This is a genomic window from Roseovarius roseus (assembly GCF_043355935.2).
GTDB classification, from domain to species: domain Bacteria; phylum Pseudomonadota; class Alphaproteobacteria; order Rhodobacterales; family Rhodobacteraceae; genus Roseovarius; species Roseovarius roseus.
Genome location: NZ_JBHFPE020000012.1, coordinates 1 through 25,412, shown reverse-complemented (window position 1 = coordinate 25,412; position 25,412 = coordinate 1). Strand labels below are relative to the sequence as shown.

Annotated in this window: 15 protein-coding genes; 4 read left to right on the top strand and 11 right to left on the bottom strand. The window is 55.9% G+C overall.

The window, feature by feature from the left end; all coding sequences use genetic code 11:
- The first annotated feature begins 162 nt into the window (after positions 1-162).
- Entirely contained in the window at positions 163-4,545 is a 4,383-nt protein-coding gene (locus tag ACEWPL_RS15185) for an NACHT domain-containing protein (RefSeq protein ID WP_393930480.1), read from the top strand.
- 309 nt (positions 4,546-4,854) lie between these two features.
- On the opposite strand, the gene ACEWPL_RS15180 is transcribed toward ACEWPL_RS15185, so the two are convergent.
- From ACEWPL_RS15180 to ACEWPL_RS15160, 5 genes are read right to left on the bottom strand one after another with little or no spacing between them, the layout of a single operon-like run.
- Positions 4,855-5,586 carry a M48 family metallopeptidase gene (locus ACEWPL_RS15180; protein WP_393930482.1) on the bottom strand — a complete coding sequence of 244 codons (732 nt, stop codon included), beginning with the start codon at positions 5,584-5,586 and terminating at the stop codon, positions 4,855-4,857.
- Entirely contained in the window at positions 5,586-8,864 is a 3,279-nt protein-coding gene (locus ACEWPL_RS15175) for a type I restriction endonuclease subunit R (RefSeq protein ID WP_393930485.1), read from the bottom strand. Before ACEWPL_RS15175 ends, ACEWPL_RS15180 begins: the two co-directional genes overlap by 1 nt.
- 1 nt (position 8,865) lies before the next feature.
- Entirely contained in the window at positions 8,866-9,945 is a 1,080-nt protein-coding gene (locus ACEWPL_RS15170) for a hypothetical protein (RefSeq protein WP_393930487.1), read from the bottom strand.
- The gene (locus tag ACEWPL_RS15165; protein WP_393930489.1) at positions 9,938-11,176 is read right to left on the bottom strand and encodes a restriction endonuclease subunit S; all 1,239 of its coding nucleotides are present in this window, start codon (positions 11,174-11,176) and stop codon (positions 9,938-9,940) included. The genes ACEWPL_RS15170 and ACEWPL_RS15165 overlap by 8 nt, the downstream gene beginning before the upstream one ends.
- The gene (locus tag ACEWPL_RS15160) at positions 11,166-12,674 is read right to left on the bottom strand and encodes a type I restriction-modification system subunit M (RefSeq protein WP_393930491.1); all 1,509 of its coding nucleotides are present in this window, start codon (positions 12,672-12,674) and stop codon (positions 11,166-11,168) included. Before ACEWPL_RS15160 ends, ACEWPL_RS15165 begins: the two co-directional genes overlap by 11 nt.
- Before the next feature lie 379 nt (positions 12,675-13,053).
- On the opposite strand from ACEWPL_RS15160, the gene ACEWPL_RS15155 reads away from it, so the two are divergent.
- On the top strand, positions 13,054-13,362 hold the full coding sequence (locus ACEWPL_RS15155; RefSeq protein ID WP_393930493.1) for a hypothetical protein: 309 nt from the start codon (positions 13,054-13,056) through the stop codon (positions 13,360-13,362).
- Here the strand turns inward: ACEWPL_RS15155 and ACEWPL_RS15150 are convergent.
- From ACEWPL_RS15150 to ACEWPL_RS15130, 5 genes are all read right to left on the bottom strand, one after another.
- Positions 13,356-16,964 carry a plasmid replication protein, CyRepA1 family gene (locus tag ACEWPL_RS15150; protein WP_393930495.1) on the bottom strand — a complete coding sequence of 1,203 codons (3,609 nt, stop codon included), beginning with the start codon at positions 16,962-16,964 and terminating at the stop codon, positions 13,356-13,358. The two genes, ACEWPL_RS15155 and ACEWPL_RS15150, sit on opposite strands and share 7 nt — an antisense overlap.
- Positions 16,965-17,536: 572 nt before the next feature.
- Entirely contained in the window at positions 17,537-17,986 is a 450-nt protein-coding gene (locus tag ACEWPL_RS15145; RefSeq protein ID WP_393930497.1) for a hypothetical protein, read from the bottom strand.
- Positions 17,983-19,140: a tyrosine-type recombinase/integrase gene (locus tag ACEWPL_RS15140; RefSeq protein WP_393930499.1), complete on the bottom strand. Its 1,158-nt coding sequence runs from the start codon at positions 19,138-19,140 to the stop codon at positions 17,983-17,985. Before ACEWPL_RS15140 ends, ACEWPL_RS15145 begins: the two co-directional genes overlap by 4 nt.
- 732 nt (positions 19,141-19,872) lie before the next feature.
- Entirely contained in the window at positions 19,873-20,439 is a 567-nt protein-coding gene (locus tag ACEWPL_RS15135) for a hypothetical protein (RefSeq protein WP_393930501.1), read from the bottom strand.
- A 160-nt stretch (positions 20,440-20,599) separates the two neighbouring features.
- Positions 20,600-20,899, bottom strand: coding sequence for a hypothetical protein (locus tag ACEWPL_RS15130; protein ID WP_393930503.1), 300 nt, complete (start codon positions 20,897-20,899; stop codon positions 20,600-20,602).
- A 672-nt stretch (positions 20,900-21,571) separates the two neighbouring features.
- Between ACEWPL_RS15130 and ACEWPL_RS15125 the strand changes: the two genes are divergently transcribed.
- On the top strand, positions 21,572-22,477 hold the full coding sequence (locus tag ACEWPL_RS15125; RefSeq protein ID WP_393930505.1) for a hypothetical protein: 906 nt from the start codon (positions 21,572-21,574) through the stop codon (positions 22,475-22,477).
- 500 nt (positions 22,478-22,977) lie between these two features.
- Entirely contained in the window at positions 22,978-23,865 is an 888-nt protein-coding gene (locus tag ACEWPL_RS15120; RefSeq protein WP_393930507.1) for a cation diffusion facilitator family transporter, read from the top strand.
- A gap of 580 nt (positions 23,866-24,445) precedes the next feature.
- Here the strand turns inward: ACEWPL_RS15120 and ACEWPL_RS15115 are convergent.
- Positions 24,446-25,412: IS91 family transposase (locus ACEWPL_RS15115; RefSeq protein ID WP_420744354.1), on the bottom strand; the 967-nt coding region annotated here is incomplete at its 5' end.

Genomic DNA, 25,412 nt, shown 5'->3' with positions numbered 1-25,412 from the left:
GCATCGACCTCTAATTCTTGGTGGTAACTTTGGCAACGAAAGCAGAGAAGAAACGCAGGCTCGATGCCTCCGTAGCGTCGCCCAAATTGGGGATCGACAGTAACCCACCCAAAGGGCAACCGTCCGAGCGTGTCCAAGCATCCTCACCCGAGCAACTTGTCGATGACCAAGAATAAAAACAGAGACGACTTTACGCCTGCGACAAAGCGGGCAATTGAGCGGCAAGCCCGTGGGCATTGCTCCAACCCAGCTTGTCGGCGTTTGACCCACGCCTCCACATCCGAAGGCAACGGTGAAATCAATATCGGCCAAGCCTCGCACATCTGCGCAGCTGCACCGGGTGGGCCCCGTTATGACCCGCAAATGACCTCCGAAGAGCGTCGGGCCGCCGAGAACGGCATCTGGCTCTGCGATGTTCACGGGCGTGCCGTCGACACCAAGGATTCGAAGTTCACCGTCGAGGAATTGCACAGGTGGAAGAAACAAACGAACGAGGATTCGTGGCGCAGCGTGATGCACAACGTGACGTACGGGCCCGGCATGCAAGCCCTAACTCCGGATGAGTTGGGACTACGTCTGCGAACAGCGGCCTCAGCCGACTTGGCCGTATTCCGTCGAACGCCCAAATGGCCGGGAACAAATGTTGCGCTCACGATGACGTTAAAGGTGAAGCACGTGGACGAGGCGCTGAGCACGCGCGCACTTGCCAACGCTGTGACCTCACTGGATGATCTTATCCTTGTCGCGGCACCCGGAATGGGAAAGACGACAACCCTCTTTCAGGTCGCCGACGGTCTGTTGGAAATCGGCAACGGCACGCCACTCATCGTGCCGCTGGGAGATTGGGCCACCGAAGGCGAAGCGCTGCTTGCATCACTCCTCAAACGCCCCGCTTTCAACGGGATTTCAGAGCAAGATTTCCGCACCGTCGCGACAAAGCCTGGCGTAGTGCTGCTTCTTGACGGCTGGAATGAACTGGATGCTGCCGCACGCGAACGCGCGCGCGTACAAATCACTGCTCTCAAGACTGAATTGCCGGAACTTGGTCTTGTCATTTCCACTCGCAAGCAGGCCCTCGACATTCCGTTTGGCGGGACGCGGGTCGACTTACTGCCGCTTGACGACGAGCAGCAAATGGAGATCGCGCGCGGCATGCGGGGCGAGGCCGGCGCACAGCTCGTCGATCAGGCGTGGCGGACAGCGGGTGTCCGCGATCTTGTCACCATCCCTCTCTATCTCACGGCACTTCTCTCGCTACCAGAGAACGCGCCTTTTCCGACAACAAAGGAAGAGGTGCTACGGCGCTTCGTTGCCGCACACGAGCAGGAAGCCCGCCGTGCGGCAGCGCTTCATGCCGTGGTCCACGGCTTCCAGCATGACTATTTGGATGATCTCTCCGTGTTAGCCACGACAACCGCCAACACAGCGATCATGGACAGCAACGCGCGCAGATCGATCGCTGAGACCGCGCGGGCTCTAGTGAACGACGGACAAATCACCATCACCACTCAGCCTGACTTGGTGCTCGACGTGCTTGTCAGCAACCATGTTTTGACGCGCGCGGGCGAGACCCCTGGCTATTCTTTCCAACACCAGCAATTTCAAGAATGGTATGCCTCGCGTCATGTCGAACGGCTAATGTTGCAGGCGGTCAGTGATCAGGCGGTGCGCGACAGATTGAAGGCCGACGTTTTCAACAAGCGACCGTGGGAGGAACCGGTCCTATTCGCCGTCGAACGAACTGCGCGCGGCGAAGCCGCCCAAAAAACCGCATGCAGCGCCGCTATTCTCGCGGCCTTTGAAGTGGATCCGATGCTCGCGGGTGAGATGATCTTCCGTGCAACCGACGATGTCTGGGCCCCGGTCGGCACCTTATTGCGGAATCTTGCCGAGCAGTGGCACGCCCCAGGCAAGGTCGATCGTGCAGTGCGTTTTATGATCGCATCCGGCAGGCCGGAATTCAGCGATCTTGTTTGGGCGCTTGTCACTCACGCGGACGATCAGGTGCACCTGCACGCGCTCCGGGCGGCGAAGCAATTTCGCCCTTCCGTGCTTGGGAACGACGCGCCGGCGCGCATCGCAGCCCTGCCACCGGAAATCCGCAAAAATGTACTGCATGAAATTGCATCGCATGGCGGAATCGACGGCCTCGATCTTGCGACCGCAATCGCAAAAACTGACCGCGATCCGTACGTGAAGGCGACAGTGGTCGATGCGCTCTCATTTCGACGAGCGGATCGCCACGTCGCCGACTTGCTCGCTAACGCCGGCGACGCGACCTACGACATCCTCGCCGAAAAGGGTCACCTCGACGATATTGCAGTCGATGCCGTCCAGCGGGAACTCCAGCGTGCGCGTGAGCGGCGCGAAGCTTCTGGCATTTCGCACTTTCAGCGCCTGCGTACGCTCGTTCACGCGCCGGGGGGAGATGATCGCGACGCCGAGGTCGCTGAGATTGTTGCTGAAATGGAGATCGACCGGAAGCGTGATGGCGAACTCCACCTTTTGTACGAAGTGCGAAGGCGCTATCCGCAGGCTCTCGCTAAGGGGTTGCTGCGGCGCGTGCGCGAGCACCGAGATCTCTTCTACGACGCGGACAATATTCTTGCGGCCGCCGGGTTCTCCCTTGAGGACGACAAGCTGCTTGGAATTGCCCTCGAAGAGACGAACCGCCACGACGACCTCGCTGACGCTGCGGCCTCAGTGCTGGGACCAATCGCTGTTGGCAGGCTGATCGACGCCTATCTAGCCGCTGGGAAAGTCGTGCGCGACGCCTGCGGGAAATACGATCAGGCTGCGGGTGATCGCTATCACGGTCTGCGAGACCGTATCGGCCACACGCCGGGCGCAAGTTTGGTGGCCGCTGTTCAGGCACGGGCGGCAGATGCCGATAATGAGAAAATTGTCCGCCTGGCCGAGCTGTTTTCCCGCGAGTCCAACTGTGACGAAGAACGGGCGCGACCCTTTAGCGATGAAGGCTTAGCGGCAATCGGTGTGCTCGCTCACAAATGGGCCGAGCGCATGCTCGCCGCTAGGGATGAGAAGCGCTGGTGCGTAGCTACCCTTGCAACGATGATGAGCCGCGCACCGTCCGTCGCGCATCTTCCACTCTTGAAGAGAATGCTTGACGACAATTTACATCGCTATCGGGCTTTCCGCGAAAAAGCTTCCGCGAGCGGCTGGAAGAATCGCGACGCTGTGCACGAAGCGCAGCATCCTCACATGCATGAGTACCAACGGGCGTTCTTGGCAATCAAAGCGCCGGAGACCGCTGCACTGATGCGTCAATACCTAACGGATGAGCATTTTGGCGAGCTCGCGGCGCGTGTGCTGGCTGCCCAGTGGTTTGAGGCAAACGAACCCAAAGAAGACAAAAAGTTCCTGATCGGCGTCGACTTCTCGCGCGTGGAAGCGCGTCGGGAGGCCCGCGCCACCGATCCCGCCGCGACATCGAACGAGGCGGAGGCTATCTTCGACGCAATCGAGACCTTGATTGTCGATGGTTCGTCGGATGCGCACGTGAAGCTAGCCGTTACGCTCGGCATAGTTGGTGCGCGGCTCCCTCACGGCCAGCGTGACGCGATGATCCAGAAGCTCATTTCTCTCGCGCCGAGGCAGGCGCGCGCGGCCTTGTTGTTGTCGCTGCTTCTCTCTGGCGAGGACATCGACATCAAGCTCGTTGCCGATGGCATAGCTGAGACGTTCGAGGCGGCCGAGAAGGAGACTTGGATCCTGACACAGAGTGACGCGTATCAACTACGCGATTGGTTGCGCCTTTTGCCGTTCGCTACCCCTGTCACCGATTTGCCCGCCATCGTGCGCGGCATGCCGGACGCTCAGCGCCATCCGCGAATGCTCGAAGAGATGATCCGCGAACTCAGTAATTCGTCCTCCGACAAAGCAGAAGACGTGACTTTCGCTCTCGCCGAAGACGATCCACGTCTCTATCAAAACCATGCGTGGCGCGAAACCGCGTTGAGGTTCGGCACTCTATCCGCCGCGCGCCACCTTATTGACCTGACTGTCAGCGGCGCGCTCAATGGCAGGTCATACGACGGGTGGCATTGGAAACGCGAATTGGGTGGCTTGATATCGGAGTTTTCCGAGGTCCGCGCCTATGTCCACGACCTCTTGAAGGATGGGCCGATCACGAAGCCGCTTGGCATGCTAGCTGGCGCACTCGCCGAAGACCCTGGTACTCATGGCTTACTAATGCTGATCGATTTTGAAAACGGAACTGGACGCTTATACGTAGATTGGCGGGTCGTCGAAAGTGTCGTCTCTGAGCACGTTCCTGCCGAAAACTGGGAGAATGCGTACAATATTGCGCCCCTCGAGGCGACCGACCTACGCCGAAAGCTCCTGGCGATAACCAAAAGCGGCGATAGGGATGATCCCGCCGCCCGCTGTCTAGACCTCATAGACAAACTCCGGGACGAGTACGGTGCTCCAGAGTCGGAGCCTCGCCACCCAGATCTTGGCTCAGGGCGCCCTTGGCCGATCTTAACACCCGATCTTGATGCAGTGGAGAAGACGATGACTTGAATGGGCAAAATGATCGAACAGATTTGGATTGGAAAAACAATCAGGTTTCATAGAGACGCAAAGCTCGTGTCCGGGATTTGGACCCAATCCGCTGATCACAATACCGGCCCGCGGCTTCTAAAAACGCAGCACATTGAAGCTGGACAGAAGACCGCACTCGATCACCCTTCTAAACAGTCAGAGATACTTGTTGCATGCCGGGCGGCAACCACATAAGAAAAACTGCACCGAAGCGATCCTCAATAGATCCCGACGGATTGGGACTGCGGCTGAATCATATACCGTAAAATGCAGGCTGGAACGCGGAGTTTACTCCACCAGCAAAAGCTCAGCCATATCGTCCAGTGTTTTCTTCGCGACGCGCCACTGCGGCAGGCTTTCTTCTAGCAGTCGCCAAAACGCAGGTCCATGGTCGTGATGCTTGAGGTGGGCCATTTCGTGCAGGATGACGTACTCGATGCAGGCACGCGGAGCCTTGATCAAGTGCGGGTTCAAAATGATCTGACCACCGGGTGAGCAGCTGCCCCATTGCGTGTTCATCTCCAGAAGCCGGAGCGCTGGCGCTTTGTTGACCCATGGTAAGCGTGCAGAAGCCTCGTCGATCTTGCGGACAAAGTAGTCTCGTGCTTTCACCTTATACCAACCGCGCACCTTGCCACACACGATGTTGGGGTCGGATGATCTGGTTTCGACCTCCAAACGATTGCCTTTCAATCGAACCCGCTTAGGTCGGCTGTCGGTTGGCAGGACTTTCAGGACATAGCGGCGCCCAAGGTATAGGATTTGCTCCCCTGACACATATTCGCGGGTTCGGACATGTGCAAATCTGGCTCTGGCTTCCGCTACATGACCGATTATCCAGCGGGCTCGTTTTTGCACCGCGGCACGAATTGCGGCTTCATCAAACTCCGGGGGCGCGTCGACAAGTACCTCTCCGTCCGGCTCAACGTGGATTGCGATCCGAGACGTGCGCTGACCGTCAACCTTAACGCTATAGGGAATTTTCTGATCGCCATATGTCAAGAGATGGGAGTATGGCATCAGGCGCCTCTCGCCTTACCTGCCCGCACGATACCAATCACCCGGTCGATCATCGCTTTAGCGTCGTCCAACCCACCAAAGAACTTGAAATAGCGCGGTAGTAGGGCCTTGCTGATCTCGGCCTCAATGTTGCCGGGGTTAATGGAGTGGGTATGCACTGCATTGTTGACGGTGTCGTCGATATGAATCGCTTCGGCCACCAGGGCGTCCTCAGACTGCTCTTCCGCTTTCGCACCTAATTGATCGAGAAAGGCGCCAAAGTATGCCTGTGCCCGGGGGCGATCCGTGAACCGATCCGGGACGCCGGGCGTCTCACGCTTTGCGACAAGATCCTCTAGATCCTTAAACAGTACATACTGCTTATTTGGGTGTTCGAACATCGCCGCAGCATTGGCTATGGCTTCTTTCAGCATCTCAGAGAACACGCGCTGTGCGTGCGGGTCATCGTTCAGGCTCTGCTCAATGGTCTTGCGTATACGGGTCTTGATGACATCCGCCTCGGTGCGTGTCTTCTCCTCTGACCACTCGTCGGGGTCGTCGTTACCGCCCATCGTGCCGACGAGGATCACGCCTTCAGGATCGACGATCTCTTGACTAATCACCTGCTTGTCGATGAGCTTGCGGATTTGATCCTCGTACTCGGAGAAGTCCACGGTCTCATGCGCATCGCGTTTGGCCTGCACGCGCAGCTCAGTGAAAAATTTCAGATCGCGCTTGTAGGCTTGGATGGTCTTTTCGTCAAAAGCCCCATCCTCGAAGAATGCCCGTGACGACAGAGCCAGTTTCAGGCACATGCCGAACGCTGTGAGGGCGTCGTAGAAGTCTTCACGGATCTTCTGCCGATTGTCGACGGTGCCGCCATCATCGCTCTCCGAGTAGCTCGGAACTAGCACCTGACGGAACTGTTCGAAGTCCGCTTTGTTCTTCACGCCGCTGAATATGGCCCAGACTGCATCATGCAGTGCAGGAAGGCGTTTGTATTCAGTCGAAACGTTGGTGATCGTGCCTTTCAGATCGTCGATGTCATACCCAGCCTGCGTCTGTGCGGCGAGGTCCTGATAGTCTTGGATCGAGGTATCCAACTCGGCCAAAATGCCCCGGTAATCAATGAGAAAACCGTGCTTCTTGGCCTCATGCAGGCGGTTCACCCGGGCGATGGCCTGGAGCAGGTTATGGCCTTTTAGATGCTTATCGATGTAGAGGACGGCGTTTCGAGGCTCGTCAAACCCGGTCAGCAGCTTATCAACCACAATCAAGATGTCAGGAGGCCCCTCTGTGCTGAAATCCTCAATAATCTCGGCCTCATAAGCTGCTGGATCACCGTCAACATTAGCTTTCCACCAAGCTTGCACCTCAGGTAGTTTGGTCTCATCAGCTTCCGTGTGGCCTTCGCGCGTATCGGGAGCAGAGATCACCACCGCGCTCGTCACCATGCCCGTCGCATCGAGCGCCTGCTTGTAGCGGATCGCCGACAGCTTACTGTCCGTGGCCAGTTGTGCCTTCAAGCCTAGGTCGAGCTTGCCGAAGTTCTCTGTGAAATGGGTGGCAATGTCCCAGGCGATCAGATCGATCCGATTGCCCGCGCCGTAAACTCGACCGCGCGTGGCGAACTTCTGTTTCAAGTCGAATTTCTGCTTATTCGAGAGGCCCACCGTGATTTTATCGAACCAGGCGTCGATTGCCTTGTCGTTGACGTCAACCACAGGCCTGCGCTCTTCATAGATCAGCGGGGTCACAGCCCCGTCTTCTACGGCCCTCTGCATCGTATAGGCGTGCAGGATCGGTCCGAACCTGTTGCGGGTCTTATCTTCTTTAAGCAATGGCGTGCCAGTAAACGCGATGAACGCGGCGTTGGGCAACGCCATGCGCATCCGTTCATGGTTTTCGCCGCCTTGGCTGCGATGGCCCTCATCCACCAGAACGATCAGCTTGTCGGACGGATTGTGGCATTCAGGTAGCTTGGTCGCCGAGGTGAACTTTTGCAGCAGGGTAAAGATAATCCGCTCATTGCCTTGGCCGATCCGTTTGGCCAGATCACGGCCCGACTGCACCTTGGCCTTTTCGCCGTCTTTCTTGGTCGCCACATCCGAGCCGAAGGCCCCGCCAGTCAGGAAAGTGCCGGCCAATTGCTTTTCCAGATCAACCCGGTCCGTTACGATAATCACCCGACAGTCGGTCAGCATCTGCTCCAGCAGCAGCGCCTTGGTCAGTAGGACCATCAGGTTGGACTTGCCTGAACCAGTTGTGTGCCAGATCACCCCGCCTTCGCGACTGCCATCAGGCTTTGTCTTTCGCACCTGCTCAACGATGGCCTTGGTGCCCTGCACCTGCTGATAGCGCGCGACCATCTTGCCGATCTTTTTATCAAAGAATGTGAAGCGCCGCGCCATATCTAGCAGGCGATCCGGGCGCAGCAGCCCGATGATCAGCCTATCCTGTTCGGTCAGCAGCATAGGAGCGGCGTGCATTGCCTCATAACCCTTACGTGCCGAAGCGGGTCTGTCGGCGAATAGGGCAGCCTTCTGCGCCTTTGTGAGGTGCGTGTTGCGGATGGCGGTCATCGCGCCGTCGCTCAGGTCTTCCTCACGCCAGATCGAATAGAATTTTTTCGGTGTGCCGGTCGTTCCATAGCGCCCCTCGGCCCCGGAGATCGACAGTAGCAGCTGGGAATAAGCATAGAGATTTTGAATGCCGTCGCCCATCTGGTTGCGAAGGTGCTGGCTGATCCCTTCATCAACCATCGCCTTGTCCTTGGTCGAGGAAACTGGGCGCTTCGCCTCGATCACAGTCAGCGGGATGCCATTCACATAGCCCACGATGTCGGGGCGATAGCGCCCCAACCCGGCGGGCCGCTCGACCGAGAGTTCCTCGGTGACGTGAAAGACATTCTTGGCCGTTTCGGCCCAGTCGATCAGCGGAACGGTAACAGACGCCTTCTGCCCGTCCACAAATTCGGTCACGGTGATGCCCAAGGTCAGGTGCTGATAGATCGCCTTGTTGGCCGGGATCAGCCCTTCGCTCAATCCGGTCCTGCCCAACTCGCGGATCACCGCGGCGATAGCCTCAGACGACAGTGGGTAGCGCTGCCCCTTGAAGTCGAAGCGATGCTTGGTCAGCCGGCCCCGCAGAACATCCGTCAACAACACGGCACGTTCAGAGCCACGCATGGCCAGCGCCTGCGCCGGGGCCAGATAGTCCCAGCCCATCGCCATCATCACATGCAGGGCGGGTAGTTTGGCAGCGGCTTCTTCGCGGGTGTCAGGGGCGTTGGGACCCATACTATGTCCTGTCTTTTATCAATTCCGCCAACTCGACTTCCATGTCTGGAAACAGATATGTGTTCTGCTTTTGATACCAGCGCCCCAAAATCTCCAGTTCCTCGGGAATGTAATCTACTTTGGCCAGATGCAGCGTCTCTTCCTCGTGGTATGGTGCCGTCAGGCCCTCTTGAGTGTCAGCATCACCAACAATCGCGTAGGGAAAATTCTTGCAGTCTTCTGGCTTGATTGTCAGCGCAGTTCCTTTGAAGGGAAGGGTCTGAGCCGGCTCGACACCCACTCGGAAAACTTTGGGCAGGACAACCTCATAATACGCGGGTTCACTCATTGGCCTGTGTAGCCAAAGGTGGCTAGGCGAAATCGTTTCAGTGTCCACCCAAAAGCGCAGGCGTCGATCACGATCCCTCGTCTGCTGTCTGTAGACCTTCAGAGGGTGCGCAAACATGGCGTCCATCGGCGCATTCGTCGGCAAGAAATGAGTGACGCCCGTCTCGGACATCGCGACCTCCATTAGGTGCAGGATGTTCTCTATCTTCGGAAGGCTAGTGAAGTATCCGTAGGCGATATTCTTTAGTTTTTGAGTGCCTTGGATATTCCAGGACGAACTCCAAATTTCCCCAGAAGCATGTATGCCTGCCTCGCCAGTCGCATTAGTATGGTGATACAAAGCAAGTTCAAATCGGTCGCTGCGCCGCCGCCAGATACCCTGCGGTTCTGGAAACGGTTTGTCATTTGTGACTCGGAAGGCGCATTTATAAATGAAGGATCGGTCGTCGCATCTTTTGACAAGACCATTTTGAAAGAAGGCAATCTTGATTTCTACCTGCCCGAGCAACTCCATCACGAAAGTGCAGTGGTCGGCAGCGCCATCTCCCCCGAACCAAGCAATACGATTGGCTGTGAAGAATTGAGGTGAGAAGAACATCTTTTTCATACCGCTTGCCATCAATACATCCGGCATCACGAACGAACGGTCTGACAAGTGAACCAAGCGGCACTTAATATATCCATGACGAAAACCCTCACTGCCAAGTGCATCGGCATAGCTGATTGTCGGGGCGACCTCTTCGTTGTCAGGCATTCTGAACCGACCGACCTTTATGCACCTCCACCCGACGCTTACCGGTCAGCAGTTGCTGCATCAGAGCTTTTTTCTCGGCGCGGAGTTTTTCCAATACCGCGCGATCATGTGCCTCTTCTCGTTCCGCAACGTCGATTGCCTCAGCGATACGCTCCTGCTCTTCGCGCCCCGGAACAGTGATCTTGGCGCGGAAGAAATCATGCACACTGACATTCAGCAGGCCGTGATTTCGCGCGCCCTCTTGGGCGATCTTGTAGATTTCGCGGTTGAAACAACCAAATTCAAAGAAATGCCGGAAGAACTCTCGGCAATGCGAGTATTGATCAGCCAGTGCAAAGCACAGGTAGAGGCTCGACACGACGCCGGACTGCCCATCGGGCAGCATCTTGATGGCACCCATTGGATAGCCACTCGAATAACTTTTGTTGTAGGCGAAGTCGCCACCGACCAAGAGCGTGTAACCAGATAGGTCAGCCGCCGCGACGCGCTTGTTGAAATAATCCAGCTGTGAGACCAGCCCGTCTTGGCCGGAAATCGTCAGTGTTTTTTCGTTGCCGACCGTGTTCTTGCGGCGAACGCGGATGAATAACTCTTCGAACAGCATCTCTTGCCACGCCTGCCCCTCGAACTCGGGAAAGCGGCGCTTGCCGGTGAGGAGGGATTGCATCAGGCCGCGTTTCTGAGTGCGGGCGGTGGCCAGCAGCGCCTCGCTCGTCTCGATGGCACGGTCCCAGGTCGAGAGGATATCCGCGATCTTTTTTTGTTCGGGGAGTGGCGGACAGACAACATGGAGCGCATTTAGATCTTTCAGATTAATGACCTGCTGCGCTGAACCAATGGTCTGGGACAGCATCCGTTTCTGGCCGATATCGGAACGCAGGAACTGAAAGAGGTAATCACGGTCAACTCGTTCGCTTGGTCTAACTAATGCAGCCTGTCGTGCTATGTTCGCCCCTGCCAACTCGTTCGGAACTATCGCAGTCGCTCCAGGATATCCCACTAGGCTCACTAGTATCTCGCCACCACGCAAGAGAGTGCGTTTGTAAGCCTTGGATACGTCGCCGTTGATCGTGCGAAGCTCCGAGATACGGATTTTTCCGTTTGGAAAGTCACCGCCGCGCACAAAGAGGACGCCACCCGTGCGCTCGTCTCCGGGTTTGACCACTCCATAGGTAACCTTCTGCTTGGTAAGGCTTTCCAGTGGCTTCTCAGCCCACCCTTCAGGCACCATAGCCAAGCTCCCGCAGATATCCCACCATGCGGGTTTCTAACTCGGCCAAGTCACCCTTTAGCCGGGTGCGTTCTTCCCGAACGGCCATCAAGTCGATCTCATCTTCCTCTTCAAACGTGTCCACGTATCGAGGGATGTTCAGGTTGAAGTCATTTTCGGCGATCTCCTCCACCGTCGCCCGGTATGCGTATTTCTCCACCGTCTCCCGTGCCGCGACCGTGGCGGCGATTTTGTCGATATGGCTGGTATCCAGGGCGTTCTGGTTGGTGCCGGACACGAACTCCCGCGAGGCATCCACGAACAGCACAGTCTTGTCTGGCTTGGATTTTCGGAACAACAGGATCGCCGCCGGGATGCCGGTGCCAAAGAACAGCTTTTCCGGCAGGCCGATCACCGCATCCAGCAAGTTTTCCTCGATCAGCTTCTGGCGGATCCTCCCCTCGGAAGAGCCGCGAAACAGAACCCCGTGCGGCACCACCACCGCCATGCGGCCAGTCTTGGGCTTGAGCGTTTCGATCATGTGCAGAATAAAGGCATAATCCCCCTTTGTCCGGGGTGGGATACCGCGGCGGAACCGCCCAAACTTGTCTGCCTCAGCGGCTTCGGTGCCCCATTTATCCAGAGAGAACGGCGGGTTGGCCACGACCACGTCGAAATGGCGCAACATGTCGTCCGAGGTCCGCAGTTTCGGGTTGCGGATTGTGTCACCCCATTCAACCTGATGGTTTTCCTCACCATGCAGAAACAGGTTCATCTTAGCCAACGCCCAGGTCGAGCCGATCGCCTCCTGTCCGAACAGCGCATAGCGTTTGGTCCCGGTCCTGTCGCGTATCTGCCGCCCGCATTTCATCAACAAAGAGGCCGAGCCGCAGGCCGGATCGCAGATGTCATCGCCTTCCTGCGGGTCGACCAGTCGCGCCATCAGGGTCGAGACCTCGGCGGGGGTATAGAACTCGCCCGCTTTCTTACCTGCCGTCGCAGCAAAGCGACTGATCAAGTACTCGTAGGCCCCGCCGATGATGTCCAACCGGCCCACCCGCGACGGGCGCAGGTCCATTTGCGGTTTGGCGAAATCCTCCATCAAGTGGCGGAGGATGTCGTTCTTCTGCTCTTCGGCGCCCAGCTTGTTGGAGTTGAAGCTGATGTCCTGGAAAACATCGCGCAATTTGTCGCCATTGGCTTCCTCAAAAGCATGCAGGGCCTTATCGATCCGCTCGCCATTTCCAGCTTCGTGGCGGCGCTTGTGAAGAGCATCGAAGCTGGAACCCTCGGGCAGCACGAACGCCTCCTGCTGCATCATCGCCTCGACCAGATCGGGCGCGTCGGGATGCTCGGCCAAGTAGCGGGCCTTGTGGTCCTTCCAGACGTCGCTGACGTATTTCAGAAATAACATGGTCAGGACGTAATCCTTGTAGATCGACGGATCGACCACCCCGCGGAACGTATCACACGCGCCCCATGCAGCCTTGTTGATCTCTGATTGTGTTACTAGGGTCATCTGGAGAGCCTTGTCGGCAAAATGTCAGCCAGGCTAAACGGAGGCAGCGCTGGTAACAATTAAAGGGTTTATGATCGCGGTTACCATTCAGCAGCCCGAGCGTGAGGTCAAGCTGGGTTAGCCGCCGAACGGTTGGCATCCAGTCCATTGCCGAGCTCCCCCCGCGGTGATTGGTTTACTGTCAAAAGCTTGGATAAGATCCTGTCACCGTCGGGATTGAGCAGTTCGACTTCCGTCTCCCAAAAGCCTTGGATAAATACCGGTTAATGTGGTATCATGATACCCCATTGAAAGAGAATGGCGGTTATTCAAGATGGCAGGTCACAAAAGCGGTCACGGAGGCAAACGAGCTGGAGCAGGTCGCCCCGCGGGTTCGCGCATGCGTCGCAGCGAAGAGCTTGCAGAAAAGATGATTGCGTCGGGCAAATGCCCGATCGAGGCATTGGTTAGGCTCGCTGAAAAGGCCGAAATGGATGGGGACATTTCCCAAGCCATCAATGCGTGGAAGAGCACCCTGCCCTATTTGTACCCTCGCCCAAAATCCGTTGAATTTGCTCCGGAGGACCTGGTCGAATTGACGCGAAGCTTGTCAGAGGTGCGCGCCCAAGAACAGCATGCAAACGAACACTCAACTGGCTATGGCGAACGGCTTGAGACGGCCATCCGAAAAATTTCTTTGGCTCAGTAGGCCGTCCGCCGCTCAACCGCGACGCTCAACCACTGCAAAACTGCCTTCAGGCTCCGCTTCAACTGGCGCAACGAGACCGGCATTTCTCGTGTCGGATCCAATCGTGCTATCTGCGTTTCGTGCCAGACACGAGCGAGATCGCGCATCAGTACCAGCCCTTGAGTAGTGTAGAGCCAGACCCGCGATCTGTCACAGTTCGCCCCTTTAGTATTAACTAGAAGTGGCCCCATCTGTGACACTCGCGCCTGTCTCCCAAGAGCACCCAGACCCGCCCGCTCTAGGATCATCTTCACTTCCCGAACTGCGTAGGCAGGTCGTTTTAGAGGCACAACCTCACCAGACTTATCGAGGAAGCCTGTTGTGTACTTCATCCCAACGATCCCGCAAGCGGCATAAAGCCCGGGATTGATCATCACGCGATCCAGAATGGCATCGGCAGCTGGAGGCGTCAGCCAGTCTGGTTTCGCGATATTATACCCCGCAAGTAACTCTGAGTAGAGCTTCCGCCGCGCAGTGCGCAAAGATAGCTCTGCAAACGACTGTACGCCTAAGTTCGGCTGCAAGTCTCCAATACCCCAAAAATCAGCGAACCGCTCCACCTTGGGCACCAGTTGACCCTCGTCCCAAAGCTCAATGTCCTCTGGCAGCAATTTCTGGACACCCAAAGCTTCGCGGATGCGCGCCGCCTCCAATTGAACTTCAAGATCGTCAATCTCAGCCTGCGTTTCCCTAGTGGTCGGCGATTGCGTTTGGCGCAATGAACGCAATTTCTCGATAATCACCACGCTGGGAAGCGATGGCGCAGCAATTAACCTGTCTTCACGCGCTTTCCGTTCAACATCCAATGCTGCTCCTATGTCCACTTCGTGATCGCCTGATGATCCCCGCCGCACAGACCAGCCTTCACGCTCGAGAAGCCAATACAAACCTGCCGCGAAATCAGCGCGGCTATTTGCTTGATCGGCTTGCAACTCGGCGACAAGGCGATCGTATGGCGTCAGATCAATCCGATCCCCTTGGAGCGTTAGAGCCTCGGATCGCCCTTTGATGACTTGCTCGGCTATGACGCCACGCGACAGGTTATTGTGCATTACACCCACAAGGAAACGGTCGACATAACGGACGCGCGCAAGTTGCTGCACGGCATCTCCCGGCGTGATCGCATTTCCCGACCCCAAAAACGCCACCAAGGTAAAGTGAGGTGCGCCACGATGCTCGATCGAAAGGCCACTCGAAATCACCGGCGACGCAATGACAATATCGTAAGACAAGCTGGATTGCTCTGCATCCAACAGAAAAGCCGCCTGCGCATCCCTGTTCTTTGTCTCCGCCGTAATGGCGATGGCCCGATAGCCTAAGTCAGTAAAATATCTCTCCATCGCGTGGGCGAACTTCTTGCTCTCGCAGGCGAGCCAGACCCTTCCGCCTCCTGTGAGTTCAATCGCAATGTCCCCGATGACGCTGGTTCGGACACCCTGAGACGAGCCGTAGCGGAACTCAACGGAGCGATTTACCTGCTGGCGTTCTGCGATTATGATCTGGAAGCGTTCACCCGGGCGACATTCCTGGAGAAATTGTAACGTCCGGCTATCCACATGCGCATCAGCCACGATCACCGTGCGCGCATCCGTGATCAGTTGCTTCAACCGCTCATAGACCCCCGCAGCATTGGCATCCTTCGTGCGGCAATACTCAGGGTTTGCGAGAGAAGACAGGACCTGCCTCACCTCATCAATAAAGACGACATCAGGCTTTGGCATCATCTCGACAATATCTGCGCGGGTTGTGGACGGCAGGCACACTGCGATGCCCCCACAGCTCGCAATGTCTTCGTTCCGCATTTGCGAATAGTTGGCCAGGTCGAAGCGATTTGCCAACTCTGCTGTCAAAGAAACTCGGTGGCACATGGCCATGACTGAGAGGCCCCGCTTTTTGGCGGCGCAAACGAGTGACGCGCCGACATGCTGGGTCTTGCCGAACCCTAGTGGTGCCCGCACCACCACAACGCCCGTGGGCAGGCCTGCAACGGCTCCAACGAGGCTGTCGACGTAGTGAACACGGTGCAGTTTAAAAAAATTCGCACCCAGCGTGTAAGGTCTGAGGACACTCTCTTTCCGCTTTGTATGCCTGAAGCGAAGACGGCTCTCTAGTGCCTGATAGAACCCGTCTGGGAGGATATCAGGCGGAAGACGATCTTTAACCCAAGTCACCAAGTCATCGATGGACCGCTGCGCCGGTACGGAGAAAAACAGCCTGTTCGCGACTGCCATCGCATTTGGGCCCGCATTGTTCAGCTCGCTTTTGCTCAAGAGTGCCGTCATACCTTTTACCGAGGCATCCGGAAGTGGACTGGCAGAAGGCAACCCGCCACCATATTCAAAGCGATCGTTGACATCGGCAAAGCGCGCAAACCGGAATACGCGCCGCAAACCATGGGCGTGATCGACGATGACGGGATTTCTTCCCTCGCCCCACAACAGCGTCGCTTTACCCGTCCCATAAGACAGGCCGTCCAACGGCGACGGGATGGATAGCTTGTCGACCTTCCGGCCTTGATCAAGTAGATCGCCAACCCGGACTACGTTTCCGTCGTTCATCTGAAGCGCCGCGTCGTCCTCAAGTAGGTGCTGTTTGATCATCGCCTTGACGGTCGTGAAAGCCGCGCGTGCGGAGACATTCTTTTGGGTCATCACCCGTCTTACTTGATCTTTTATCCAGGCACGTTCCTTCTTGATTGCCGTCGGTCTGATTGCCTCTTTCGCGACACGGATTGCTTCTTCCCCTGCCGTTCCAACTGGCCGCTGCGGCGGGCTCAGGATGTCACCCTCTTGGCTGACAATTGGTGGCGCTGTTCTTGAGACGCCTTCGCCGAGTTCTGGCGGGCCAGCAAAAACAAGACGCTCTGGCCCCCAAACCGTCGTGTCAAAAATCGAGCGCGTTAACAGAGCGCCAGAGGCGGACGCTTTAATCCAGCCGAGGCCGTCAGCCCATGCTCGAAGCTGCAGGGTCTCCAAAATTTCCTTGCTCTTCGACTGATCAGAAACGAGGACGTAGAGATGGAAGCCGTTAATATCGGCTGGGGCTTCATCTCCGGTTTTGTGCACACCACCCGAGCTTGATGGTTTCCAGACACGACAAGCATCTTTGAGTTCAGGCCAAACGCATTCCATGGCGGCGACCGGCCCACCCAGTTCATCGATGCGTTGCTTCACCCCTGGGGGCATCTGATCGGTGTCGTAATCCAATAGAAGCCAACCCGGCCCATTTGCGAGGTGGAATGTCTCTCGCGTCCGTCTAGTCCCGTTCCGCGTCAACGAAAAGTATTCCGGCAAGTCTGGTGCGGTGCCAAGTACTAAGGCCATTTCAGGAGAAAGCTGCTCCAAAAGTCGGACGAACTCTTCTGCTGTGGAGATATTTAGGCGGCCAGCACCCCACTCGGAATGGTTGCCCGCCGCCACTTTTTCGATCTGACCGTCGGCTCCGAGCGCAAAGCTTTTGCCCACGAAGCTGTTCGCGGCCAGGATCGTGAGTTCAGCTCGGATCGGATCACTTTGTTCAGCCTGAGATGTTACCCCAGAGGTCGAACTTGTACGGTTAGACATTTGGGGAACCTCTCTCAGCACAACAAATCGCAATGCGCGCTGCACTTGGCAGTAGCCAGCACATTTACGAACGACGAACTTGACCGGGAGCGCAATAGCAGCACGCTGGGTATGAACCAAAAGGCACCGGTTTTTTTAGCGCAAGGCGTCCAATTACCGATCCGGTCGCATTTGCAGACAGCGTCATCTCCGCAAGATCTTCATGCAAAAGCACCGCCGATAGGCTGCCCTTCACACCTAGACGGCACGGTGATCGCCCCCTTCAAGAATTTCGCGCAGGTGGCGCCCGAGATAGTATGGTAGTGCCTTCTGGTGAATACGCGTCACGCGCGGCCCAATGCCGGTACGGCGCCAAGCCTCCAAGGTGCGATGCGATCGCCCCAAGAATGCCGCAGCCTCCCTAGTGGAATAGAGAACGTCATCGAACAGATGTTCAGGCCTGCGTACCGTCGTTTGTTTGATTGGCATGGTCTTCTCCTCACACGTAGGTGTCAGGAGATAATGGGCGCTATTGTACCCCTAGTCATCGCAGAGAATTGCAGTCTTCTCTGGTATTTAATATATTTTGTAAGTTAATCCGCTTTTTTAGAAAGCCCTCGTAACATCCTACGCAAATATGCATCGTCTCTGTAAAATGGAACGTTCGCATTTGGAAGCTGCTGCTCCACCATCAACTTGCCGTATTGTTTGTTTGCAATTTTACGTATCGTAGCTTCGCTTCTCTCTGGTGAGTTATCTCGAATGTCAGCCATGATGGCAGCGATATTTTTGACGTGTTCGATTGAGCTTTGTTTTCTTTTCAACGGCCCCTTGCTGTATGTCGCAAGCTTGCTCTGGAGAGCTTCGTTCTCTCTCCGCACCACTGGGGCATGCTTGGCCTCCTCCAGATAACTCTCCAACGCCCAATCTGGTATTTCCCGAAGCTGCTTTCCCCTCTGTTCTAGATGAGAGGTCATTCTGTCATGAACAACAGTAAGGTCACCCCTAAGTTTCTGTATCCTGGGATCCGCATCGTCGTTCATCTAATCAATCCTTCGATATAGCCTTCCCACTGCTCTTGAGCCCTAACTCTCTGGCGCCACAATGTGCCTCGATCATAACGTCTCACGAGGTCGGGCCGGGCATGCCCAATCATAAGTTCGGCAATCTCAAACGGCACACCCAACTCCCCCATCCCGGTACGGTACGTCCGTCTCAAAGCATGAAACGCAAAGTCTCGCATATCTAAGGCTGATCGAACTGGAGCAAGCCGCTTACTCCAGCCACTCATGTGCACGCCGCCCCTGCCTGGGAAAACCAGGTCACTACTATGCTTCGGCAACTGGTTGAGGATCTCGACGCTTAACTTGCCAAGCGGCACCTCATGCGCATCACCCATCTTCCGTACATTGGCCGGAATGGCCCACTTCCCTTGGTCTACGTCAAGATGCAGATCTGACCATCTCAGGCACGAAGTCTCCGTTCTTCGCTGCCCCGTCAACAAGAGGAACCTCAGAAAGGCAGCAAACATCGGGTTTGACACTTGCGATGACGCCGCCCAAAAACTGGCAATTTCGGCGTCATTCTTGAACACTGACTTTGCGCGCTCGAGGCGCTGAGCCCTCGTTGACCGCTCGCGTCTGTATCCCGACATTGGACTAGCTTGCAAAAGACCCGCACCCACGGACCAATTAAGCATTGCAACAACATGCTTTCGAAAGTCATCCGCAGCACCTGGCCGTCCATCCGCCTCAATGTTGTCGATGACAGAAACCAAGTTGGCCCGTGTCAGCTGACCGACCGGTAATTTTTTTAAATACGTCAAGTTGCTGGTTAAGCTTCGAATAACATCTCGCCGCTTTACGACTTCGCGTTGTTTCAATCGCTCGTCGTACCGCCTAATGACTTCGTCAACGGAAGTGCCTCCTGGCTGCGGCGTCCTAGGATCAACGCCCGCTCTCATATCAGTCAACAATTTACGGGCACGATCTCTTGCATCTGCAAGACTTATTTGACCAGGCTCGCCAATCCTAATTTCAGCCCAGCGGGCGTCGCGGCCTCGGCCAATCCTCGATCGGGCAAAATAGGTTTTTGAGCTGCTAGGTTCGATCCGCACAACCAAACCCCGAACGGTCACGTCCGCCAATAACCAACGCACATCTCGCGAGACTGCACGCGCAATTTTTGCTTCGGTCAAGTTTACCGCACCCGTCGAAGACCTCAAACCTCCTGAACTCGAACCTTTACTTGCCACCACTTCCCCTAAGAGCAACTATCCCGGCACGCACCCGGCACGCACAATTTATAGAAACTACGAGCAAAGACGCGTAGATGCAAGTACCGATACCCTTGCTTTACTGACTTTTTATAGGACTGGCGAGCACTTGCGAGCATCTTGAGCACACCCTTGGTAAGGGTGAGGTCGAGAGTTCAATCCTCTCTCACAGCACCATTTTTATCTATTAAAATCAGATACTGGGCGCGACGTGTTTGGTCTGTATGATCGATCTGGGGAGTAGCCGAGCGTCAAGCTTGACGCGATGTGTGTTGTTATCTACGCCTTATGTGTGATTTCATTCCACCTCGCGCCTTGCTCCGGAACGAGAGCGCCGCGGTCGAAACCGGACATATCTATTAAAGCACCAACGATATCGCTGACTTAATGCGCAAGGGCGTGACATAGGCCCACTTAGTCGAAAACCTGAAAGGTATCTGCCGCAGCCGGCCCCGCCACCAGCACCAGGCCGACTATTGTCACCAATTTCCGCATTTCGTCTTCCTAAAATCTTACACAACTTCCGGGAGACTGCCCGGATGAGGTCGGGCGAGCAAGTATGATGTCTAGGAATTGTTAGAACAGTCTCAATCGAAGCTATACGACCGAGATCCGAAGCTGGTTTCGGCATGCAATCTGTCCCGATCAACCGCCCTATTTTTGGAGTATAAAGCTTCCGGCTTCGCGAAGGCTCATCTCGCCGGGTTCGGTCAGATAACACACGGTGAGGTCCAGTCTCTCATTCAAGCCGCCGTAGCTGTCAAATTTTGACACTGTGACAAATTCGAACCGGACCGGATTCGACAAATACTCTTTAGCCGCTTCTATCGTCGCGAGTTGCGGCTTCACCAAAGATTTTCCGGTGATCTCAAAGCCGAACGCGGTCATCCGCAGACCCATAAGATTCGCCGTCTCCAGATCTTCGAATTTTCGCGGATTGAGATCGATGAAGTCCCAGGAAAAGGTGTCACGGTCATTCATCTGCTCTGTGATCTGAGCGATGCAATTGTTGCCGAGGTTGATCAGATCGCCAGGATGAAGATTGGAGACGTATGCATGGAGCTCTTCTTCTGCCCTTTCAGCTCGCGCTGCTCTTTCAATGCGAGATTGCTCTGCCTTATGCTCAACTTTGGCCGCTTCCGCTTTTTGCAGATAAACGACGAACGCAAACGCCCCGACAAGCACAAGTCCGATCCCGATTTTTGAAACACTGTCAGCCATCTATGTCATCCATGATATGTGAAGTGACGGATAGTGACATCCAAGCTGGATGGGAAGACAACTTTAGCGCGGCACTATCAATTAAAACGATCCCGCAAATGCAGCAGCCACCGATGGTCTAGAGGTGACTGCCTTGTGACGTGATTCAGAGGGTTTCGGATTACTGGATCCAGGAGGCGTCGTCCTTAACCTCTCCGGTCTCAACGGTCTCGTAGAGCACCTCTACGGCCGTCTTTTCGAGCTCGGCCTGGTTTGCTAGATCGCTTACCGAGATCGGGCTGAACTCCGAAAACGAGGGCTCTTTCACCGCGAGCAGGATGCTGTGCTCGACAGGCACAGCGGCTTCGAACATCTCCGAAGCGATGCCTTGCGATCCTTCCTTCAGGGCTGCGAAATCATCTTTTGACATGGTTCTCCAATGCGCCGCATCATTTGCAGCGCCGAACGCGTCAGCAACCACGACTTCAGATCCTTATCGCAGCGACAGCGCGGCGTAGACGAAATCCAACGAATAGGGCGGGCTCAATCGTTCAAACGTTTTGGCTTCTCAGGTGCCCGAAAACCTGCGCACCAAGACTTCGCGTCGTGTTCGTCGATTTGTCTGACAACCCCATGGCGTCGCGCATTGAGAGCAGATACTGGCGCGCCGGATGAGGCACGCCACCGATCAGCGCCGTGAAGCATCCGCTGGCATGTTTGCGGATGAGTTGCTACAAACGGCATCCAGCGGAAACCCGCTGCCACCGGGTCTTTGCTGCGCAGGAGAACAATGTCTGGTCAGGCCGTCATCGATAAGCCGGGTAAATTCAGCACGAGGTGCGGCTTCCGGCCATTCGCTGCGATTGCGAAAGGCTCGTGCGTGCGAGGAATAAGCGGCCGTTCACCCTCCAAAGATCATTGCGTCGATGCTGCGCTATGCATCAAGGTCAGCAATGCGCAGATAGTGAACTTTGCAAAGTTGCGAATTGTGGTCGCCCTTCGAGACGAGGACGGCCCAAACCGGACGTTGAACTATATGCTAAACGCAGCGGTGAAGCTTAATGAAAGCGGACCCAGAGCGTTTGAGCATGGCCAGCGTAGAGGATAGCCTCTAAACTTGATTGGCAATGAAAGTTGATTTTGGGCAAGAAACATGGGCAGAGCCAAAGCGCTCATGATGGAAATGGAAGAAACGCTTTGGGAACCGAGCGACGTTTCTTTTTTTTGTCCAGACTGCAAAGAAGACGTGGATGGAACCACCGAGCTGCCGGTAGTATTTGATGACGGTGACGGCAAACAGTTGCCGATTAGCTTAGAGTGCTTCAACGGTCACCAGTTTGACGGATGGGTCAATACAGATTGGGATAGCTGTAAAATAGAGCTTGATGACCATCCCGAAATTCATATCACAGCCGACCCTATGCGGGGCACGTCCAGTGATTATGACGATTACGATCACGACTACTACGAGTGGCTTGAGGAGCAAGAGCAGTTCTCTCGCCCGGTATTCCGCGCATTCAATCAAACAATGGAAGATGTTGGATCCCTGACTTCTAGCATCGTGTCAGATGCCCAGTCGCAGATGCTGGCTCGAATGCTCTTGGCTCAGAGTATAACCGCTCTTGAGGTCTTTCTTGCTGACACGTTGATTCTCACCGTTGCGAACAGCTCAAAAGCTCAAGAAAAGCTGCTGTCTTCCAAGAGTTTAGAAATTGGAAATAAGCAGTTCAAGCTCTCTGACGCCATGGGCATTGACGACTTTGCGAAAGTAAGACTGCTTGAGTATCTTCGAGCTGTTTCTTTCCACGACATCAAGAAGGCAAACAGCCTTTTTCGCGTTGGTCTCGGCATCGACATTCTGCCAAAAGGTGCCGATCTGGATTTGATCCAGAAAAGCATAAAAATGCGTCACGACTGCGTTCATAGGAACGGCTTGGACAGGGAAACTGGGGAATTACATCAAATTGACCAGACCTTTCTGATGAACTTAGCTGACGTAATTCTGAAAATGGCTACGTCGGTAGATCTGGAAGTCGATGACTTCGACTCGCCATTTTAGGGAAGCTGGCTTGATTAATGCGTTGCGTTCGATACTCGTTGTCGCCTGTGAGCGTCATGGGTAGATGAGGCCATTGTAGCGTCCGCTTTCCAACCTAACGGGCATGTGCTGGCACGTCCGACTGGAGACCATTCATAGGCCGCTTTGGGGCTGACAGCGGTCATCGGACCAACCTGTCAGGGGCGTTGATGACCCAACGTCGAGTGCTGCAACGCCGCAAGTCGGCTTAGAGCCCATTTTTACCGATGCTGCGTGATGCATGGATGTCTGCTTGCAAGAGAGAGCCAAGAACCTTCGAAAACTGGTTAGGTTTTGAACGGGATTTGTGGCAGCCGAAAATGAGGCGTTTTACGCCCCAGCCAGAAACGGGAGTTTTGGGAGCATCCCAGCTATAGAAATATAGATTAATTTGAACATGACTTTCACTCGCAAAGTCAGCGGCTTGCACCATTGTATCGCGCAGTCTAACTGCCGTGATCAGGACTGGAGGAACGGCCAACATGACCACTATCAAGCTTGCAATTGGCAGTATTTTCGTCGGCTTTGCTGTCTTGGGATTGAAAGCCCTTGCCTACTGGATAACTGGTTCGGTCGCACTTTTATCAGATGCACTCGAAAGCACGGTCAATGTCGCAACAGCGTTCGCCGCGCTCGTCGCGATCCATATCGCGGCGAAACCCGCTGATGCCAATCACCCCTACGGCCATCACAAAGCAGAATTCTTCAGTGCTGTCCTCGAAGGTGTAATGATCATCGTTGCCGCACTGCTTATTTTTCGCGAAGCCTACCACGGCTTCATGCAGCCAGTCATGCTTGATGCCCCAGTAGAAGGGCTTCTTGTGAACATGACGGCAACAGTCATAAACGGGCTGTGGGCTTGGGTGCTGATCACACGTGGACGAGCACAGAAATCACCGGCCTTGGTGGCCGATGGAAAACACCTGATTACGGATGTTCTTACCTCTGTCGGGGTTGCCGCTGGCGTTATTCTGGCTGTTGCAACAGGATGGTGGATACTGGATCCGGCACTGGCAGCGCTCGTGGCCATCAACATCCTCTGGTCAGGTTCGAAAATCGTCAAAGAGTCCCTGAGCGGTCTGATGGATGAGGCCGTCTCAGCGCAGACACTCGACGCGATCCGTAATGTTATCGCGTCACAACTGGATGGCGCAATGCAAGCGCACGATCTTCGGACACGGCACGCAGGCGCGGCAATATTTATTGATTTCCATCTCGTCGTGCCCGGTGAAACGACTGTCTTTCAAGCTCATGAAATCTGTGACCGGATGGAGGAGTCTTTGAAAGATCATTTGGATGGTGCCAAGGTTACAATCCATGTCGAACCTGAACACAAGTTAAAGCATTTAGGAGCGATAATTCCGGATTGAAGATGCAATTTTATTGCCGTGCTAAAAATGTCGTTGCGGCCCCAAAAGGTAAATTCTCAATGTTCCAAAAATCACCGTTTGTTAAACGGTTTCCTGAAAGCCGACATTCGGGCTTTTAACGTGGGGGTCCGCTCTGTCCGCCTTGCAGTCATTCGTCGACGCCCTGAATGTGCGTGCGCATCGAATGACCAGTTCGACGGGCCGCACCGCAGCACGACTGAGAGTGGACAATCGGCGCCTCTGGTGAAGGTTTTTTGATGCGGGTCGCGGCGGCACGTTGCGCACTGGCGCGACCACGACCCGCGTTGGAAAACCTCCCAAGGTGGAAGCCGCGGGGGCCTTGGATCAGGCTATGGGGAAAGTGCGCGGACGGGCGCGGCGGCGGCTGCATCCGGGGTGCGGCTGATGGCGAGGCAGGCGCCGGATACGGTCTCAAACCCAGCTGATGATCCCGACGAGGCCGTGCGTTCTGGAGATACTACCGCCTTGTGCCGCTTTGCAAGTAAACGAAAGCGCGCTGTTTGGACCGGGCCTACGGTCTGTAGCCGGTGGTGGTCCGTAATGGATGACATGCGATACGTCATGCGGCCTGCTCCCACGGTGGGGCACGCGACATTGGTTTCTGTCCTCGCCTGAAGATCTCGATGATACGCATGGAACCGCCGCAGCAGGGACATGGCTCGCGCAGGGTGAGCGGGATGAACTCGGGCACTGGCTCTGGCGCGGCGACCTGTTCAGGCTGCTGGACGCAGAGCAAGGCGCGGATCTTTCTGATGTTGCCCTTGCGGGTCGTGTTGGCCAGCAGCCCGTAATGCCGAATACGATGAAAGCCGTCAGGTAGAACGTGGATCAAGAACCGGCGAATGAACTCCGGCGTGGCCAGGCGCATGACCTTCTGCCGGTCGCCGAACTTGATGCGGTAATCCTTCCAGCGGAAGGCGACGGTATCGGCATCGGCGCTGATCAGGCGGGTGTTCGAGATCGCGACCTTGTGGGTGTATCGGCTCAGATAGGCCAGCACGGCCTCGGGGCCTCCGAAGGGTGGCTTGGCATAGACCACCCACTCGGATTTGCGGAACGGGGTGAGCCAGGTCGTGAAGGTGTCCACGCTGGCCAACCCTGCGAGATCACCGAAGAAGGCCAGTTGCCCGGTCCGGTGCAGCTCCATCAGTCCTTCCAGAAACAGGCGCCTGAACAACCGCGACAGCACCCGCACATGGAGGAAGAATCCAGGGCGGCAGCCGACCCACCTTGTCCCGTCGGGCGACAGGCCGCCGCCGGGCACGATCATGTGGATGTGGGGATGATGCGTCAGAGCAGATCCCCAGGTATGCAGCACGCTGGTCATGCCCACCCGCGCGCCCATGCGCCTGGGATCGGCCGCGATGGTCATCACCGTTTCGGCCGACGCTCTGAACAGCAGCCCGTAGATCGCCTTCTTGTTCCAATGGGCGATCCGCGCAATCTCGGCCGGGAGGGTGAAGACCACGTGGAAATATTCCACGGGCAGAAGGTCCTCGGCCCGCGCCTCCATCCAGTCGCGCGCC

Excerpts from the sequence above, each read along its gene's own strand:
- ACEWPL_RS15170 (WP_393930487.1), bottom strand. The coding sequence starts at position 9,945 with ATGCCTGACAACGAAGAGGTCGCCCCGACAATCAGCTATGCCGATGCA.
- ACEWPL_RS15125 (WP_393930505.1), top strand. The coding sequence starts at position 21,572 with ATGGGCAGAGCCAAAGCGCTCATGATGGAAATGGAAGAAACGCTTTGG.
- ACEWPL_RS15155 (WP_393930493.1), top strand. The coding sequence starts at position 13,054 with ATGCGTCGCAGCGAAGAGCTTGCAGAAAAGATGATTGCGTCGGGCAAA.
- ACEWPL_RS15135 (WP_393930501.1), bottom strand. The coding sequence starts at position 20,439 with ATGGCTGACAGTGTTTCAAAAATCGGGATCGGACTTGTGCTTGTCGGG.
- ACEWPL_RS15185 (WP_393930480.1), top strand. The coding sequence starts at position 163 with ATGACCAAGAATAAAAACAGAGACGACTTTACGCCTGCGACAAAGCGG.
- ACEWPL_RS15165 (WP_393930489.1), bottom strand. The coding sequence starts at position 11,176 with ATGGTGCCTGAAGGGTGGGCTGAGAAGCCACTGGAAAGCCTTACCAAG.
- ACEWPL_RS15120 (WP_393930507.1), top strand. The coding sequence starts at position 22,978 with ATGACCACTATCAAGCTTGCAATTGGCAGTATTTTCGTCGGCTTTGCT.
- ACEWPL_RS15145 (WP_393930497.1), bottom strand. The coding sequence starts at position 17,986 with ATGAACGACGATGCGGATCCCAGGATACAGAAACTTAGGGGTGACCTT.
- ACEWPL_RS15150 (WP_393930495.1), bottom strand. The coding sequence starts at position 16,964 with ATGTCTAACCGTACAAGTTCGACCTCTGGGGTAACATCTCAGGCTGAA.
- ACEWPL_RS15160 (WP_393930491.1), bottom strand. The coding sequence starts at position 12,674 with ATGACCCTAGTAACACAATCAGAGATCAACAAGGCTGCATGGGGCGCG.
- ACEWPL_RS15175 (WP_393930485.1), bottom strand. The coding sequence starts at position 8,864 with ATGGGTCCCAACGCCCCTGACACCCGCGAAGAAGCCGCTGCCAAACTA.
- ACEWPL_RS15180 (WP_393930482.1), bottom strand. The coding sequence starts at position 5,586 with ATGCCATACTCCCATCTCTTGACATATGGCGATCAGAAAATTCCCTAT.